Genomic DNA, 14,238 nt, shown 5'->3' on the forward strand with positions numbered 1-14,238 from the left:
AGGTGGGCAAAGGGGCGCTCGGCCACCTTGGTTCACCGCGACGCAAGGAGAGGCGACGTGGACCTGGCACTGGCTCCGGAGACTCTCGCCCGATGGCAGTTCGGCATCACGACCGTCTACCACTTCCTGTTCGTACCCCTCACCATCTCGCTGGCCTCCCTCACCGCGGGCCTGGAGACGGCGTGGGTGCGCACCGGCAAGGAGAAGTACCTCAGAGCGACGAAGTTCTGGGGAAAGCTCTTCCTGATCAACATCGCCATGGGCGTGGTCACCGGCATCGTCCAGGAGTTCCAGTTCGGCATGAACTGGTCCGACTACTCGCGCTTCGTCGGTGACGTCTTCGGTGCGCCACTGGCCTTCGAGGCGCTGATCGCCTTCTTCTTCGAGTCGACGTTCATCGGGCTGTGGATCTTCGGCTGGGACAAGCTGCCGAAGAGGCTCCATGTGGCGTGCATGTGGATGGTGGCCATGGGCACCGTCCTGTCCGCGTACTTCATCCTCGCCGCGAACTCCTGGATGCAGCACCCCGTCGGCTACCGCATCAACGAGGCTTCGGGCCGCGCCGAGCTGACCGACTTCTGGCAGGTCCTCAGCCAGAACACCGCGGTCACCCAGGGCTTCCACACGCTGTCCGCCTCCTTCCTCACCGGCGGCGCCTTCATGGTCGGCATCTCCGCCTACCACCTGCGCCGCAAGAAGCACGTCCAAGTGATGCGAACCTCGCTGCGTCTCGGCCTGATCACCGTGGTCGTCGCCGGCATGCTCACCGCGATCAGCGGCGACCTGCTCGGCAAGGTCATGTACAAGCAGCAGCCGATGAAGATGGCCGCGGCCGAGGCGCTGTGGGACGGCGAGAAGCCCGCGCCGTTCTCGGTCTTCGCGTACGGGGACGTGGAGAAGGGGCACAACACCGTCGCCGTCGAGATACCGGGTCTGCTGTCCTTCCTGGCCAACGACGACTTCACCTCGTACGTGCCCGGCATCAACGACGTGAACAAGGCCGAGCAGGAGAAGTACGGGCCCGGCGACTACCGGCCCAACATCCCGGTCGCGTACTGGGGCTTCCGCTGGATGATCGGCTTCGGGATGACCTCCTTCGGCCTCGGGCTGCTCGGCCTGTGGCTGACCCGCAAGAAGTTCCTGCTGCCAAGGAAGCTGCGCACCGGCGAGGACGAGGCGCCGCATCTGGTGCCGCTGAACAAGCCCCTCGGCGCCCGGCTCGGCGGCGCGTACTGGCGCGTGGCCACCCTCACCCTCGTCTTCCCGCTGATCGCCAACTCCTGGGGCTGGATCTTCACCGAGATGGGGCGTCAGCCCTGGGTGGTCTACGGCCTCTTCCAGACCCGGGACGCCGTCTCCCCCGGTGTCTCCCAGGCCGAGGTGCTCACCTCGATGATCGTCTTCACCGCGCTGTACGCCGTGCTCGCCGTGATCGAGGTCCGGCTGCTCGTGAAGTACGCCAAGGCCGGGCCGCCGGAGCTGACCGAGGCGGACCTGAACCCGCCCACCAAGGTCGGCGGCCACGACGAGGCCGACCGCCCGATGGCCTTCTCGTACTGACCGCCCGCTCGCGAAAGGAACTGAGCCGCTGTGGAACTCCACGACCTCTGGTTCGTCATCATCGCCTTCCTGTGGACGGGCTACTTCTTCCTGGAGGGCTTCGACTTCGGGATCGGCGTCCTGACCAAGCTGCTCGCGCGCGACCGGCCCGAGCGACGGGTGCTGATCAACACCATCGGCCCGGTCTGGGACGGCAACGAGGTCTGGCTGCTCTCCGCGGCCGGGTCGACCTTCGCCGCCTTCCCGGAGTGGTACGCCACCCTGTTCTCCGGCTTCTACCTGCCGCTCCTCGCGATCCTGGTCTGCCTGATCCTGCGCGGCGTCGCCTTCGAGTACCGGGTGAAGCGGCCCGAGGAACGCTGGCAGCGCAACTGGGAGCACGTCATCTTCTGGTCCTCGCTGCTGCCGGCGGTGCTGTGGGGCGTGGCCTTCGGCAACATCGTGCACGGCGTCGAGATCGACCGGCACAAGGAGTACGTGGGCGGGCTCGGCGACCTGCTGACCCCGTACGCGCTGCTCGGCGGGCTGGTGACGCTGACCCTGTTCACCTTCCACGGGGCGGTCTTCGCCGCACTGAAGACGAACGGCGAAATCCGGCTGCGGGCACGGAAGTTCGCGGGCGGCAGCGGGCTGCTCGCCTTCGCCGCCACGGCCGGTTTCCTGCTGTGGACCCAGGCCGACAAGGGCGACGGTGTGAGCCTGGCCGTTGTCCTGGTGGCGGCCGGGGCACTGCTCGCGGCGCTGGTGGCGGTCCGGGCCGGGCGCGAGGGCTTGGCCTTCGCCTTCTCGGGTCTGACGATCGTGGGCACCATGGCGACGCTCTTCCTCGTCCTCTTCCCCGACGTCATGCCGTCGACGTTGAACGAGGACTGGAGCCTGACGGTGACCAACGCGTCCTCCAGCCCGTACACGCTCAAGATCATGAGCTGGTGCGGCCTGTTCGTCACCCCGCTGGTGATGCTCTACCAGGGCTGGACGTACTGGGTCTTCCGCAAGCGCATCGGTACGCAGCACCTGGCCGACAGCGCGCACTGAGCCAACTCGGGCCCTGCTCCCGGGAGTACGGCTCGCCACCGACCGAACTACTCGCCGCTAGGCGGTGTTTCACGTGAAACCAATCGACATCCGACTGCTCCGGCACGCCCGTGCCACCCGGCGCTTCTTCGTCCTCCTGGTCCTGCTCGGGGTCGCGGGGGCCGGACTGGTCATCGCGCAGGCCACCCTGATCGCCGAGATCGTGGTGGGCGCCTTCGAGGACGGGCGGTCGGCGGGTCAACTCCGTGACGCACTGCTGCTTTTGGTGGCCGTGGCTCTCGGCCGGGGCGCCGTCGGCTGGCTCACCGAGCTGGCGGCGCACCGGGCGAGCGCGGCGGTCAAGTCGGAGTTGCGCGGCCGGTTGCTGGAGCACGCCGGACGGCTCGGGCCCGACCGGCTCCCGGGCCAGGACACCGGCTCCCTGGTCGCGTTGGTGACCCGAGGCGTGGACGCCCTCGACGACTACTTCGCCCGCTACCTGCCCCAACTCGCCCTCGCCGTCGTGGTTCCGGTGGCCGTGCTCGCGCGGATCGTCACCGAGGACTGGGTCTCCGCCGCGATCATCGCCGGGACCCTGCCGCTGATTCCGGTGTTCATGGTGCTCATCGGCTGGGCGACGCAGGCCCGTACCGACCGCCAGTGGCGGCTGCTCTCGCAGCTCTCGGGGCACTTCCTCGATGTCGTCGCGGGGCTTCCGACGCTCAAGGTGTTCGGCCGGGCCAAGGCCCAGGCCGAGTCCATCCGCAAGATCACCGATGACTACCGCCGGGCGACCCTACGCACCCTGCGCATCGCCTTCCTCTCCTCCTTCGCCCTCGAACTGCTCGCCACGCTCTCGGTCGCGCTGGTCGCGGTCGGCATCGGCATGCGGCTCGTGCACGGCGATCTCGACCTGTACGTGGGACTGGTGATCCTCATCCTGGCGCCGGAGGCGTATCTGCCGGTGCGTCAGGTGGGCGCCCAGTTCCATGCGGCGGCCGAGGGACTGGCCGCCGCCGACAGTCTGTTCGCGGTCCTGGAGACACCCCTGCCACCGGCCGGTACCGAGCCGGTCCCCGCGGGCGCCATCGAGTTCGACGAGGTCACCGTCCGCTATCCGGGCCGGAGTTCGGCCGCGGTCGCCGGGGTCTCGTTTCACGTGAAACAAGGCGAGGTGGTGGCGCTCACCGGTCCCAGCGGCTCCGGAAAGTCCACGCTGCTGCATGCCCTGCTCGGTCTGGTGACCCCCGAGAGCGGCCACATCCGTATCGGCGGCGGGGACCTCACCACCCTCGCGCCCGCCCGCTGGCACGAGCGGATCGCCTGGGTGCCCCAGCGCCCGCAGCTCTACGCGGGCACGCTCGCCGAGAACGTACGCCTCGCCCGCCCCGACGCCACCGACGAGGAGGTCCGCAGGGCGCTGGCCGAGGCGGGCGCCCTTGACTTCACCGAGGCACTTCCCGAGGGCCTCGCGACCCGCCTCGGCGACGACGGCGCCGGACTCTCCGCAGGCCAGCGCCAACGCCTCGCCCTCGCCCGTGCCGTCCTCGCCGACCGCCCCGTCCTCCTCCTCGACGAGCCGACGGCCGCCCTCGACGGCGCCACCGAGGCTGAGATCGTCGCCTCCGTACGACGGTTGGCGGCGGGGCGCACCGTCGTCCTGGTGGTGCATCGCCCGGCACTCCTTGCGGTGGCGGATCGGGTGGTGCGGGTCGGGGGCGGGGAGGAAAAGGAAGCGGGGGCTGCGGTCGGTACGCGCGCCTTGGCCTGTGCGGATGGGTCGGCAGGTACGGGAAGCGCCGTAGGTACGGGAAGCGCGGTAGGTACGCGAGCCGCGGTTCCGAACTCGCCCACGGCGCCCGTCGATTCGCGCGCCCACGCCGACGAGCTGCCCTCCGCCCCCAGCCCTGCCCACAGCCCTGCCCACACCTTCACCCACCCCTCCGCCCACACCCCCGTCCTCACCCGCGTCCGCGCCCTCGGCCGTCCTCGGCGGGGGCGGCTCGGGCTCGCGTTGCTGCTCGGTGTGCTGGCGCTCGGCAGTGCGGTGGGGCTGATGGGCACCTCGGGCTGGCTGATCTCGCGGGCCTCCGAGCAGCCGCCGGTGCTGTATCTGATGGTCGCCGTGACGGCCACGCGCGCCTTCGGCATCGGCCGGGCCGTGTTCCGGTACGGGGAACGCCTGGTCTCGCACGACGCCGTACTGCGCATGCTGGCCGACACCCGGGTCGCCGTCTTCCGCCGCCTGGAGTCGCTGGCGCCCGCCGGACTGCGCACCGTCCGCCGCGGCGATCTGCTCTCCCGGCTGGTGTCCGACGTGGACGCGCTCCAGGACTACTGGCTGCGCTGGCTGCTGCCGACCGGTGCCGCCGTGCTCGTCTCGCTGCTCGCCGCCGGGTTCACGGCCTGGCTGCTGCCCGAGGCGGGTGCCGCGCTCGCCGTCGGCCTGCTGCTCGCCGGTGCCGGGGTGCCGCTGCTCGCCGCCGCCCTGGCTCGCCGCACCGAACGCAGGCTGGCCCCGGCGCGCGGCGCGCTGGCGACCACCGTCACGGACCTGCTCACCGGCACCGCCGAACTCACGGTCGCGGGCGCACTCGGCTCCCGTACCGAGGCCGCGCGGACCGCCGACGCCGAGCTGACCCGGATCGCCTCGCGCACCGCGGCCGTCACCGCGCTCGGCAACGGACTCACCGCACTGCTCTCCGGTCTGACCGTCGCCGCGAGCGCCCTGCTCGGCACGGCGGCCGTCGCGGCCGGACGACTCGACGGCGTCCTGCTCGCGGCCGTGATCCTGCTGCCGCTCGCGGCCTTCGAGTCCGTCCTCGGCATGCCGCTCGCCGTGCAGTACCGGCAGCGCGTCCACGCAGGCGGACGGCGCGTACACGAGGTGCTCGACGCCCCGCTTCCCGTACCGGAGCCCGAGTCACCCGCATCCGCTCCCGCCTCCCCGTTCCCGCTGGAACTGCGCGGGGTCGTCGCCCGGTACGACCGGGTGCGTACGGGCGAGGACGCGGGCGCGCACCCGGACGCGGACGCGCAGGGGCATGCGGACGAAGAGCACCGCCACGGCGAGGTGGCGCCCGCGCTCGACGGGTTCGATCTGACGCTGCACGAGGGGCGGCGGATCGCGGTGGTCGGGGCCTCGGGTGCCGGGAAGACGACGCTGGCGCAGGTGCTGCTGCGGTTCGTCGACGTGCACCGGGGCGCCTACCGTCTCGGCGGCACGGACGCCCGGGCGCTCGACGGCGACGTGGTCCGCGGATTCGTCGGGCTGTGCGCGCAGGACGCCCACCTCTTCGACTCCTCCGTACGCGAGAACCTGCTGCTCGCCCGCAAGGACGCGAACGAGGCACAGTTGCGGGAGGCGCTCGCGTCCGCCCGGCTGCTCGACTGGGTGGACTCGCTGCCGGACGGCCTGGACACGGCGGTCGGCGAGCACGGCAGGCGGCTCTCCGGCGGCCAGCGGCAGCGGCTCGCGCTGGCCCGCGCCCTGCTCGCCGGGTTCCCCGTACTGGTCCTGGACGAGCCCGCCGAACACCTCGACCTGGCCACCGCCGACGCCCTGACCCGCGACCTGCTCACCGCCACCGAGGGCCGGACGACGGTCCTGATCACGCACCGGCTCGCGGGCCTGGAAGCGGTGGACGAGGTGCTCGTGCTCGACGCGGGCCGGGTCGTCCAGCGCGGACGGTACGCCGACCTGGTGGCGGTGGAAGGCCCGCTGCGCCGGATGCGGGAGCGGGAAAGGGAGACGGATCTGCTGGTGGCGGGGGTTCGGACGGCGCGGGTGGGGGCGCCGGTGGTCCGGCGACGTGCCGGAATCGGTGCCCCCACCCGGTAGGGACGTGTGCGGCCGGTGGGGCGTCAGGCGACGGGGCTGGTGAATCCCTGGACGTTGTCGCCGGGCCCGGTGTCGACCTTCTTGTACTGGACCTCACCGGGGCCCGCGTTGCCGCTCACGACGTAGGTGTTGGCGGCGGCATCGTGCTGGTAGACGATCCCGACGTGATCGGCGCGAGAGTCGCCGTCACCGTCCTTGTAGACGACGGCGTCGCCGGGGCGGGGGGTGTAGCCGTCCCCGACGGGGTGCCAGGTGCCGTGCTTCTTCCCGTACTTCTTGAACGACTCCGCGTCGGGGTCGAGGGTGCCGAGGTGGGCGATCCCGCCGGCCTCGCGCCAGGCGTAGCGGGCGAAGTCCGAGCACCACACGCCCCGGCCCCAGTCCGGCTTTCCGACCGCGGCGCACACCCGCACACCTGCCTTGGTGGCGGGTCCGTTCATCCTGCCCGAGTAGAAGTTGCAGTCCGCGAGCCTGGAGAGGACCCCGGGATCGATGCGCGGGCCGGGTACGTCGATCCGGGAGAGCTGGGCGGCACTGTGCACATTTCCGTCATAGATCTCCTTGTGGTACTCGCGCATGGCGATGTCCGCGGCCCGTTGCCCGGCAGCGCGCGCCTTTGTGTCGCGCGGCCGGTCCCGGTGCGTGGGGCCGGAGGTGGCGATGGCGAGCCGGGACCGGTCGCCGTCGCAGGTGCCGAGGACGACCGGGTCCCCGGGGCCCCAGCCGATGTGGACGCAGGTGCCGGTCCGGAGGTTCTTCAGCTTGCCGGTGCCGTCGGCTTCGTCGGCGACCGCCCAGTAGTCGCTCCCGTCGTCGCCGCAGGTGCTCTGGACGACCCGGTCTCCCCGGGTGGTCACGCAGGTGCCGCTGTGTTCCGCGTGGAGCCGCTTGTACGCGCCCTCGCTGTCGTGGCGCTTGCCCCACCAGAACACGGAGTTGGCCGTGGCGGCGTCGGGGCTGCCGTACTTCCAGGAGATCACGGGTGCGCCGTCGTCACGGGAGGCGTCGCGCACCGCGGGGGCGAGCTGCTTGCCGCCCGGCGAGGCGTCGGTGAACACATAGTGGTTGTGGCCGTGACCGGCGGGCGCGGACGGCGGGGCGGTGCCGGGGGTGTCCTGCTCCGGGCAGGCGGGAACGTCCGTGCCGTCGTCCGCCTTCGCCTCGTTGTCGCCGCCGCTCTTCGCGTAGTACGCGGACACCCAGCCCTGCGTGGCGCCGTCGTCGAGGTCGGCCAGGAACCAGCGGTTGTTGGTGCCTTCGGGGCCGGTGACGGAATCGCCGGTGACCGCGCAGCGGACGTAGTTGCGCCCCTCGCGGAGCGTGCCGACGCGTGCGGCGGTACGGGAAGGCCCGCCGCGTCCCGGCGCGTCCTTGAACGTGCTCACCCAGTACGTGCCCGCCGGGACATCCGGCGCCGCCGTGTTCTGCTCGCCCCCGCTGCTGGTGCCGTCGTCACGGATACCGGTGAGGCGGAAGGCCTTGTACTCGGCGTGGGCGGCCGCACTCCACACGTTCTCGCGGGGCCCGGCGGCCCCGCCGGCCTGCTCCCACACCACCGCCGCGCCGCCCGGCTCGTTCTGCCAGCGGACGAACAGCGCGATGTGCGCGTCCGCGCCGGGCCCGCGGTAGTACGCGAGTGCGTCACCCGGTTCGAGTTCTTGCTTGCCGATCTCGTGGGACATGCTGGGGTTGCCGCCGAGCGGCGTGAGTGCCGGACTGGTGCTGCCCACGGTCAGGTTGTCCGCGCCCCATGCGAGCGACACGAATCCGGAGCAGTCGGCGCGGAAGGTGTCCGGCGCTCCGCAGTCGGCCGCGGTGCCCTGGGCGGTGTAGCAGTCGCTCATCGAGTAGGGGATGTCGCTTCGGTTCAGCCACACGCGGGCCCGGTCAAGGACCTCGGTCCGGGTCGGCGGCCGGTCGTCGGCCGAGGCGCTGCCCGGCTGCGGCAGGTGAACGAGGCCGACCATGGCGGCGATCAAGGCGATCACCAGCAGGCCCCGGGTAACAAGGGTTCGCATCGAACCTCCATCGGGTGGTGGCGGCTCCAGCGGCCGCCCGCGCGACCACGATGGGGCGAGCCGGTGTTCAGACCCTGTTCAGTTGAACTGCCCGGCCGGTACTGGCTGTTCAGATACGGGGTGAGCCCGCGCAGCCGCTATGGTCTGCCGGTGTGACAAGCCCTCATGGCGAACACCCGGACCTCACCGAGAGCCTGCGCCGGGTCAACGACAAAGAAGAACTCGGCCGTCACCTGACGCTGCTGCACGAGGGGCGCTGCCCCGACCTGACGCTGGAAGCACTCGCCCGCGCCGCCTTCGGCAGGACGCGGACGAGCAAACGCGGGGTGGTCAGGAACTGGCTCAAGGGGCAGAACGCGCCCCGCGAGTGGGAGCCCCTGAAGGCACTGCTCGTGAAGCTCGGCGCCACGGAGGAGGAGATCACCGAGTTCGAGCGCGCCTTCGAACGCATCGAGGACCGCAGGAAGGCCAACGGCGCCCGCGCGACGAGACCCGGCGGGGACGCCGAGGCCGACCGCACCACGGCGCCCCCACCCGGCCCGGAACCGGACGTGGACGACGGTGACGGCGCGGATCCCGGCGAGGCAGCGACCCCTGTTCTTCCTGGCCGCCCCGACACCGAGGACGCCCCGGCACCGGTGCCTGGGCCGACCGGTACGGAACGGAACGGCGAGGCATCGGTCCCCGAGCCGACCGGTACGGAACGGAACGGCAAGGCACCGGCCCCCGAGCCGACCGGTACGGAACCGAACAGCAAGGCACCGGCCCCGCCCGCGCGCCGACGCCGACGCAGGATTGCGCTGGTGAGCTGCGGCGTGGGAGTGGGCGTGGTGCTGTGCGTGGGAGCGGCCGCGTACCTCTTCACCAGGTCCGACCAGCCCCACAGCGCCACCGGTGATCCCGGGCGCAGCGCCGGCCCGGCCCCCACCGGCACCACCGCACCCCGTCCCGCTTCCCCCGGGCCCGCCGTGACCGGCACCCCGGACAACCGGTCGCCCGGCGGAGCGCCACCGGTCACGGCCACGAAGCCGCCTGCAAAGTCCCATGCCCCCACCCGCCCTCCGACCGGGCAAGCCCCCGGGCCGCTTCCCGCTTTCGGCAGCGGTACCCAGCTCGTCTCGGTGGAGAGCGGGCTGTGCGTGGACGCGGGCGTCGACAGCGACGACTCCGAGGTCTACCAGTGGGCCTGCGCCGACGGAGCCGCGAACCAGACCTGGCACCTCGGCCGCACCGGCGGCGACGTCTACCGGATCAAGGACGACCACTCCGGCAAGTGCCTGGGAATCGTGCGGACCCCCGAGCGTCTGGACGTCGTCCAGACCGCCTGCACCGCCGAGCCCGCCCAGCGGTGGAGGTTCAAGGCCGCCGACACCGGCAGGTACGGCGGCGAGTGGTACTCCGGCTACTTCATCAACTCCCGCTACGGAAAGTGCCTCACGCTCAGCCAGTCCTCCCACGAACAGCGGGCCGACATCGGCGAGTGGGACTGCGCCGACGGCTCCCGCAATCAGATCTTCCGCGTGCGCCCCAAGGCCCTGTGACCCCGGAAACGGCGCCGCGACCGGGGCCGCGACCGGCGCCAGGCGCGGGGCCGGGCACCGGGCGGGACCAAACGCCGACTTTTGTCACCAATGCGGACTAACTACTCTCGGAGGCATGTCCGAATCAGTCGGCTCCGCAGCCCCCGCACCGGACCCCGCCGCCACCTCCGGCGCCGCCCCTGCCGCCGCGGGCACCGCACGCCCCGCCGATACCGGTCTCCCGGAGCAGCCCGGAGACCCCGTAGGCCTCTCGCCCGAGCTGAGCGCCGGGATGCCGCGCCTCCTGGAGGCGATGCGGTTCGTGGACGCCGGTCTGGGGCTGCACACCACCCTGGACCGGATCACCGCGATCGCGGCGGCCCTGGCCGATGCCCGGTGTGCCGCGATCGCGGTGCTGCCCCGGGAAGGCGAGGGAAAGGCCGAGTATGTGTTCCACGGGGTGGACGACGCGACCTGTGAGCGCATCCGGACGCTGCCCGAGGGGCACACCGGCATGCGCGCGGCGCTCGCCCGGGCGCACGGGCAGCATCCGGACCGGGGCAGGCACAGCCTCGATGTGGCGATCCGGGTGCACGGCTCGCTGTTCGGCCTGCTCTGCCTGGCCGAGAAGCGGGACGCCGACGAGTTCACCGACGACGACCTGGTCCTGGCGCGGGCCATCGCCACCGAGGCGGGCATCGCGATCGGCAACTCGCGGCTGTACGAGGAGGCCAGCCAGCGGGAACGCTGGATCGACGGCACCGCGGCGGTCACCACCGCCCTGCTCACCGCGAGCGACGCCGACGAGGCGCTCCAGGTGATCGCCGAACAGGCCGGCCGGCTCTCCGACTCGATCGCCGCCGCCGTTCTGCTGCCCGCCGAGGAGGGCGGCATCGAGGTCGTCGCGGTCGCTTCCGACCGGGCGCGGGAGGCGCTCGGCCGGATCGTCTCGACGCGCAGCAAGGTGGTACGGCAGGTCTTGGCGGGCGAGGCGGTGTTCATCGAGGATGCGGCCACCCACCCGTGGATGACGGACGACATCGCCCGCAGCTACGGCCCCACCATGGTGCTGCCGCTCCAGAGCAGCGGACGCGTGCTCGGCGGGCTGATCACCCAACGCAAGCGCGGCGGGCGCCAGTACACCCGCACCGAGCGGACCCTGGCCACCCGCTTCGCCTCGCAGGCCGCGCTCGCGCTGATGCTCGCCGACGCGCAGCGCGACCGGGAACGCCTCGCCGTCTACGAGGACCGCGACCGCATCGCCCGTGACCTGCACGACCTGGTGATCCAGCGGCTGTTCGCGACCGGGATGACCCTGGAGAGCGCACACCGGGGTTCGCACGAGCCGGAAGTACGGACCGGCGTCGAGAAGGCCGTCGACGAACTGGACGTCACCATCCAGGAGATCCGCGGCGCGATCTTCGCCCTGCAACAGGGCCCCACCGAACGGCAGCCGGGCCTGCGGGCCCGGGTACTGCGCGAGATCGGCATGTCCTCGGTACTGCTCGGCTTCCGGCCCGGCCACCACTTCGCCGGACCGGTCGACGCGGTGGACCCGGTGACCGGCAAGAACCTCATCGCGGCCCTGCGCGAGATGCTCTCCAACGCCTACCGGCACGCCCACGCCGGACGGATCGAGGTCGTCGTGGACGCGACGGTGACCCTCGCCGACGGCCGTCCCGGGGTACGCCTGAGCGTGGCGGACGACGGCGTCGGCATCCCGGAGGACGGCCGCCGCAGCGGCCTCGCCAACCTGGAACGCCGCGCCGAGTCGCTGGGCGGCGCGAGCTGGCGCGGCGGCGGCATCGGCCAGGGCGGCGCGGGCACGACGGTGTACTGGCAGGCGCCGGGGGCACCCGCGCGCTGAGGCGGCGGTGGCACCGCGTCGGTGACGGCGTGGGCGACACGTCGGTGACGGCGTGGGCAACGCGTCGGTGACGGCGGGGGCGACACGTCGGTGACGGCGGGCCCGTCCGCTGGCGCTCACGCGGTGACCACGCGGGCGATCACGGTCCCGCAGCGTTGGGCAAGCCGCTGTTCGGCGGAACGCCGGTCGTCCGTACGGGGTAGTGCGTCCCCCGGGCGCAGGAGCAGCGCGGGCCCGTCGGCGCCGTCCGCGACACGATCCGGACATGTCGTCATGCCGCCGAGGTCCCCGTCGCCCGGGCCGTCACCGAAGCCGCCGCCCGCTGGTGGCGGTGGTGCTGTGTGCGCTGACCGGCCTCGGCACCCCGGCGGCCACCGCGACCGGCGTCCCGCAGCACCCGGACACCGCATCGGCCGCTCCGGCCGCCCCGGCCGACCCCGCCCCCGGCCCCGAGTCCGCGAGCGCCGAAGTGGCGCGGCTGTACGCGGAGGCGGCGCGGACGAGTGCCGCGTACGAGCAGGGGCGGATCAACGCCGAGGGGCAGCGTGAACGGGCGGCGCGGGCGGAGGAGTTGTTGCGGACGGAGCGGGAGCGGGCCCGGGTGCTGCGGCGTGACCTGGGACAGCTGGCGCGCGAGCAGTACCGCGTCGGCGGCGGGCTGCGGTATGCCGCGCGGATGCTGCTCGCCGCGGACCCCAGCGAGATGCTGCGCGGCTCGCACACGGTCGCGCACGCCAATCTCGCCGTCGACAACGCGGTGGCCCGCAGCCTTGCCGCGCAGCGCAGGCTGGAGCGCACCGAGCGCGAGGCGGCGGGCGTACAACGCGCCCTGGACCGGCAACTGGCCGCCCTCGGCACCATGAAGCAGCAGCTCAAGGACCAACTCGCCCAGGCCAAGGGCACCTTGCAGGGCGAGGCCGACGACGCGCTTGACGCGGGTACCTGCCCGGACGCCGCGCGACTCGACGTCCCCGAGAAACCGGCGCCCGGCCCCTGGGTCGCCCCGGTGGACGAGTACCGCCTGTCCGCCGGGTTCGACAGCGCGGGCGCCCGCTGGTCGCACCGGCACACCGGGCAGGACTTCGCGGTGCCGATCGGAACCCCGGTCCACGCGGCGGGCGAGGGCAAGGTGGTACGGGTGGCCTGCGGCGGCGGCTTCGGCATCCAGGTCGTGATCGCGCACCCGAACGGCTACTTCACGCAGTACGCCCACCTGGCCGCGCCCGCCGTCGAGGAGGGCGAACGCGTCCGTAGTGGCCAGTGGATCGGCCAGTCCGGCACCAGCGGCAACTCGACGGGCCCGCACCTGCACTTCGAGGTACGGCTCACCGAGTCGATGGGCTCGGCCGTGGACCCGGTGCCCTGGATGGCCGAACACGGCGTACAGATCGTGGAGTTCAGCGGGACGCCGGACGACGGGCCGGAGCTCTGACGAGGGTCCCGCCTGGCCCAGGTGGGTCCGGCGGAACTCGCTGATTCGCCCACGCGACAACTCGGTAGCGGCCCGCGCCGTCCCCGCCTACGTTCGGTCCATGGCTGACGAAGGCTTCACCCATCCGCGACTGGCCGCGCTCTACGATCCGCTCGATCCCGACCGCAGCGATCTGGACGCCTACCTGCGGATGGCGGAGGAGTTCGGGGCGCGCCGGGTGCTGGACATCGGGTGCGGCACAGGGGTGTTCGCCCTACTGCTCGCGGACCGTGGGATCGAGGTCGTCGGCGTCGACCCCGCGCGGGCGTCCGTCGACGTCGCCCGGGCCAAGCCGGGCAGTGAGCGCGTGCGCTGGATCTGCGGCAATGCGACGGAACTCCCGCCGTTGCAGGCCGACTTGGCGACCATGACGGCGAATGTCGCGCAGGCCATCGTCGACCCGGGGGTGTGGCGGGAGACGCTGCGGGGAGCCTACGAGGCGCTGCGGCCCGGCGGGCGTCTGGTCTTCGAGACCCGTGATCCGGCGCGGCGCGGATGGGAGGAGTGGACTCGCGACAACTCCCTTGGCGTTACCGAGATTTCGGGCGTCGGACCGGTCGAGACGTGGGTGGAGCTGATCGAGGTCGGCCTGCCCCTGGTGACCTTCCGCTGGACCTACGCCTTCGCCTCGGACGGAGAGGTACTCACCTCGGACTCGACCCTGCGTTTTCGTGAACGGGCGGAAATCGAGCAGGACTTGGCCGAGCAGGGCTTCGTCGTGGAGGAGGTCCGCGACGCACCCGACCGGCCGGGGAAGGAACTGGTCTTCGTGGCACGGCGCCCCTTGCCCCGCCGTCCCTGACGAGCAGGGGCCAGTACCCGCCTGCTCCGTACATCGGTACTTCGGTATCCGACCGGCCCGGTGGGGAACCGCGTGCGCGGCGGGAGACCGACTGCTCCTTGGAGGCGTGTACTCGCCACGCAGAAACCCGGCTCCGCTGTCGGCG

General features: G+C 72.3%; 9 protein-coding genes. 7 read left to right on the top strand and 2 right to left on the bottom strand.

The annotated features are described in order from the left end of the window. Positions 1-57 precede the first annotated feature (57 nt). The 3 genes from HUT18_RS17155 to cydD all read left to right on the top strand — a co-directional run bounded on the left by HUT18_RS17155 (position 58) and on the right by cydD (position 6,415). On the top strand, positions 58-1,560 hold the full coding sequence (locus HUT18_RS17155) for a cytochrome ubiquinol oxidase subunit I (RefSeq protein ID WP_176101518.1): 1,503 nt from the start codon (positions 58-60) through the stop codon (positions 1,558-1,560). A 30-nt stretch (positions 1,561-1,590) separates the two neighbouring features. Further along, on the top strand, positions 1,591-2,595 hold the full coding sequence (cydB, locus tag HUT18_RS17160; RefSeq protein ID WP_176101519.1) for a cytochrome d ubiquinol oxidase subunit II: 1,005 nt from the start codon (positions 1,591-1,593) through the stop codon (positions 2,593-2,595). 73 nt (positions 2,596-2,668) lie between these two features. Further along, positions 2,669-6,415, top strand: coding sequence for a thiol reductant ABC exporter subunit CydD (cydD, locus tag HUT18_RS17165; protein WP_176101520.1), 3,747 nt, complete (start codon positions 2,669-2,671; stop codon positions 6,413-6,415). A gap of 23 nt (positions 6,416-6,438) precedes the next feature. On the opposite strand, the gene HUT18_RS17170 is transcribed toward cydD, so the two are convergent. After that, positions 6,439-8,433 carry a CHAP domain-containing protein gene (locus tag HUT18_RS17170; RefSeq protein ID WP_176101521.1) on the bottom strand — a complete coding sequence of 665 codons (1,995 nt, stop codon included), beginning with the start codon at positions 8,431-8,433 and terminating at the stop codon, positions 6,439-6,441. Positions 8,434-8,585: 152 nt separating this feature from the next. Here HUT18_RS17170 and HUT18_RS17175 point away from each other — a divergent pair, with 152 nt between their 5' ends. After that, positions 8,586-9,974 carry an RICIN domain-containing protein gene (locus tag HUT18_RS17175; protein WP_176101522.1) on the top strand — a complete coding sequence of 463 codons (1,389 nt, stop codon included), beginning with the start codon at positions 8,586-8,588 and terminating at the stop codon, positions 9,972-9,974. 271 nt (positions 9,975-10,245) lie between these two features. Further along, positions 10,246-11,820: a GAF domain-containing sensor histidine kinase gene (locus HUT18_RS17180; protein ID WP_254879038.1), complete on the top strand. Its 1,575-nt coding sequence runs from the start codon at positions 10,246-10,248 to the stop codon at positions 11,818-11,820. A 116-nt stretch (positions 11,821-11,936) separates the two neighbouring features. On the opposite strand, the gene HUT18_RS17185 is transcribed toward HUT18_RS17180, so the two are convergent. Then, entirely contained in the window at positions 11,937-12,095 is a 159-nt protein-coding gene (locus HUT18_RS17185; protein WP_176101524.1) for a hypothetical protein, read from the bottom strand. 50 nt (positions 12,096-12,145) lie between these two features. On the opposite strand from HUT18_RS17185, the gene HUT18_RS17190 reads away from it, so the two are divergent. Both HUT18_RS17190 and HUT18_RS17195 read left to right on the top strand, forming a co-directional pair. Continuing rightward, complete coding sequence (locus HUT18_RS17190; protein ID WP_254878649.1) at positions 12,146-13,252, top strand: M23 family metallopeptidase; 1,107 nt, start codon at positions 12,146-12,148, stop codon at positions 13,250-13,252. Positions 13,253-13,352: 100 nt separating this feature from the next. Continuing rightward, positions 13,353-14,093, top strand: coding sequence for a bifunctional 2-polyprenyl-6-hydroxyphenol methylase/3-demethylubiquinol 3-O-methyltransferase UbiG (locus HUT18_RS17195; protein WP_176101526.1), 741 nt, complete (start codon positions 13,353-13,355; stop codon positions 14,091-14,093). The last annotated feature ends 145 nt before the right edge of the window (positions 14,094-14,238 follow it).

Source organism: Streptomyces sp. NA04227, assembly GCF_013364195.1.
GTDB lineage: Bacteria > Actinomycetota > Actinomycetes > Streptomycetales > Streptomycetaceae > Streptomyces.